The organism is Methylobacterium sp. CCH5-D2 (assembly GCF_001556475.1).
Taxonomy (GTDB): domain Bacteria; phylum Pseudomonadota; class Alphaproteobacteria; order Rhizobiales; family Beijerinckiaceae; genus Methylobacterium; species Methylobacterium hispanicum.
Genome location: NZ_LSIX01000368.1, coordinates 1 through 2,835, shown reverse-complemented (window position 1 = coordinate 2,835; position 2,835 = coordinate 1). Strand labels below are relative to the sequence as shown.

Sequence of the window (2,835 nt, the reverse complement as noted above, 5' to 3'; positions counted from 1 at the left end):
CGGCGGCGGGTGAGGGGAGGGGACATCGGGCTCTCTCGCCGGCGGATGGGGCCGGCGAGACAGAGCGCAACCGTCTGACAGGGGGATGACGGCGCGACGACGAGGGCCGAGCCCCTCCCCCGCGGGCGGGGGAGGGGCTCGCTCGGTCAGGCCGCGGCGACGGCCTCGGCGAGCTTGCGGTGCGGGGTGCCGGAGCCGCCCACCACGGCGACCCGGGTCCCATCCGCGGCGCGGCGGTTCGCCCAATCCTCGATCATCTCCAGGCAGGTGTGATCGATATGGGCGAGGCGGTGGGTGGAGAGCCGGACCTCGCCGCCGACCGGGGTCTTCTCCAGCGCCTCGGTGAGACGGGGCAGCTGGAGGAAGGTGGCAGCACCCGAGAGCCTGAGTTCCGGCACGCCCGCCCGCTCGGCCGCCGCCGCGTGCTCGATCTTCAGCGGCCCCTTGCGGAGCGCCGGGATCGCCTGGACCAGGCTGAGCGCGAGACCGGTCAGCACGCCCGAGAGCAGGTCCACCAGCACCACGGTGAGCAGGGTGGCGAGCCAGATCCCGGCCGTGACGAGGCCGTAGCGCTCGTGCAGGTGCAGCGCGTGGGCCGGGCTCGCGAGGCGCCAGCCGGTGACCACGAGGATGCCCGCGAGCGCCGCCGTCGGCACCAGCTTCAGCACGAAGGGCAGGAGGAGCAGGAAGGCCAGGATCCAGGTGCCGTGCAGCACCGTGGAGGCCCGGGTCTTCGCCCCCGACTGGACGTTGGCCGAGGAGCGCACGATCACGCCGGTCATCGGCAGGCCGCCGAGGAACCCGCAGATCACGTTGCCCACGCCCTGCGCGCCGAGCTCGCGGTTGTACTGCGTGCGCGGCCCGTCGTGCATGCGGTCGACGGCGGCCGCCGACAGCAGGCTCTCGGCGCTGGCGATCACCGCGATGGTCAGCGCCATCACGATCAGCGTCGGCTCGGCGAGCCGCCCCCACAGCTCCGCGGTGGGGAGCGCGATGCTGGCGAGGATCGCGTCCGGCACCTCGACGCGCTTGACGTCCATCGCGCCGAGCGTGGCCACGAGCGTGCCCGCGAGCACGCCGACCAGCGCGCCCGGCAGCACCCGGAGGCTCGCCGGCCGCAGGCGTTCCCAGCCGATCATCGCCACGATGGTGGCGAGCCCCACCGCGACCGCGCCGAAGCGGTTGCCCTCGCCGGAGACGAAGTTGAAGAAGGCGGCCGGGATCGCCACGAGGTTGTCGAGGCCGCTGGCCTGCGGCATCGCGTCGGTGAGCACGTGGATCTGGGCCAGCACGATCAGCACGCCGATGCCGGCGAGCATCCCGTGCACCACGGCCGGCGAGATCGCCCGGAACCAGCCGCCGACCCGGAGCGCCCCGAACAGGAGCTGGAAGGCGCCCGCCAGCACCAGCACCGGACCCAGCACGTCGAGCCCGTGCTGGCGCACGAACTCGAACACGATGACGGCGAGGCCGGCTGCCGGCCCGCTGACCTGGAGGGGCGAGCCGGCGATGAGCCCGACGACGATGCCGCCGACGATGCCGGTGATCAGGCCGCGCTCGGGCGGCACGCCCGACGCGATGGCGATGCCCATGCAGAGCGGCAGGGCGACCAGGAAGACGACGACGGAGGCGGGCAAATCGCTGGCGAGATTTCCACGCGCGAGGTTCGCGCGCGCGCCCGCCGGCAGGAATCGGGACACGGATCGGGACAGTGCCTGCATGGACCTGTCCTCAGGCGGCGGCGACGGGGGCGGTCCGGTAGTCCGGCTCCGCGACCCGGCGGGTCAGCGAGGCCTGGGCGACGGGCAGGTCGGCTTCGTCCCCGAGCGGCACGAAGCGGGCGGCCTCGCCGTCGTAGGCGAGCAACTCGCCGCTCTCGATCTCGAAGAACCAGCCGTGCAGCGTCAGCTCGCCCTTGGCGAGCGCGGCGGCGACGCTCGGATGAGTGCGCAGGTTGGCGAGCTGCACCATCACGTTCTCCAGGGCGAGTGCCCGGTGGTGCTCCTTCGGGTCCATCCCGGCCGGGTAGGCCTCGCAGACGATGCGCTCGGCGGCCGCGGCGTGGCGCAGCCAGGCGGCGACGCTCGGCATCCTGCCCAGCGCCTCGGGCGTCATCAGCCCCTTCATGGCGCCGCAATCGGAATGGCCGCAGACCACGATGTCGCGCACGCCGAGCGCCACGACCGCGTACTCGATCGCCGAGGAGACGCCGCCGTTCTGCTGCGTGAACGGGGGCACGATGTTGCCGGCGTTGCGGCAGACGAACAGCTCGCCGGGCCCGGCTTGCGTGATGTGCTCGGGCGAGACGCGGGAATCCGCGCAGGCGATGATCAGGGCTTTCGGGCTCTGCCCGTCCCGGACCAGGCGCTGATACATCTGCTGCTGTCCGGGAAAGATCTGGCCCTTGAAGGTCGAGATACCCTGGATGATGTTGTCCACGTGAGATCCTCGTTGTGCGAGAAGGTCGACGGTGACGCGCGGCGCTTTGTGCGAGAGATCGCGCATCTTGGCGCGCCGCATGATCACGATGGGCGACGGATACTTTCGAAAATCGCGAAAGTGCCATCGCAGGACTTGGATGGGCGGCCCTCTCGCCGCGATGCAGGCCTGAACGTCGTGCGCCGCATCGCCGGCTGGGATCAGCGCGCCGGACGCTTGGACCAGCCCGCGGCCCAGGCCGGCGACACGACGTTGCGGCGGGCGACGACGGGGGCGGGCTCGTGCAGCATCGGCGCGCCGAGGATCTGACCGCTGCCCTGGCGCTGCGAGTAGGCGGAGCGGGGGTCGTGGTAGGGGTCGTTGACGAAGCTGCTCCTGTCTCTTATACACATCTCC

2 protein-coding genes and 1 pseudogene are annotated in these 2,835 nt (G+C 72.0%); all 3 read right to left on the bottom strand.

Going from position 1 to position 2,835, the window contains the following annotated elements:
* Positions 1–146: 146 nt before the first annotated feature.
* Complete coding sequence (locus tag AX737_RS09465) at positions 147–1,721, bottom strand: SulP family inorganic anion transporter (RefSeq protein WP_066920846.1); 1,575 nt, start codon at positions 1,719–1,721, stop codon at positions 147–149.
* A 10-nt stretch (positions 1,722–1,731) separates the two neighbouring features.
* Positions 1,732–2,439: a carbonic anhydrase gene (locus AX737_RS09460; RefSeq protein WP_066920844.1), complete on the bottom strand. Its 708-nt coding sequence runs from the start codon at positions 2,437–2,439 to the stop codon at positions 1,732–1,734.
* Positions 2,440–2,639: 200 nt separating this feature from the next.
* Positions 2,640–2,835: pseudogene (locus tag AX737_RS09455) on the bottom strand (hypothetical protein); the annotation flags it as partial.

Excerpts from the sequence above, each read along its gene's own strand:
- AX737_RS09465 (WP_066920846.1), bottom strand. The coding sequence starts at position 1,721 with ATGCAGGCACTGTCCCGATCCGTGTCCCGATTCCTGCCGGCGGGCGCG.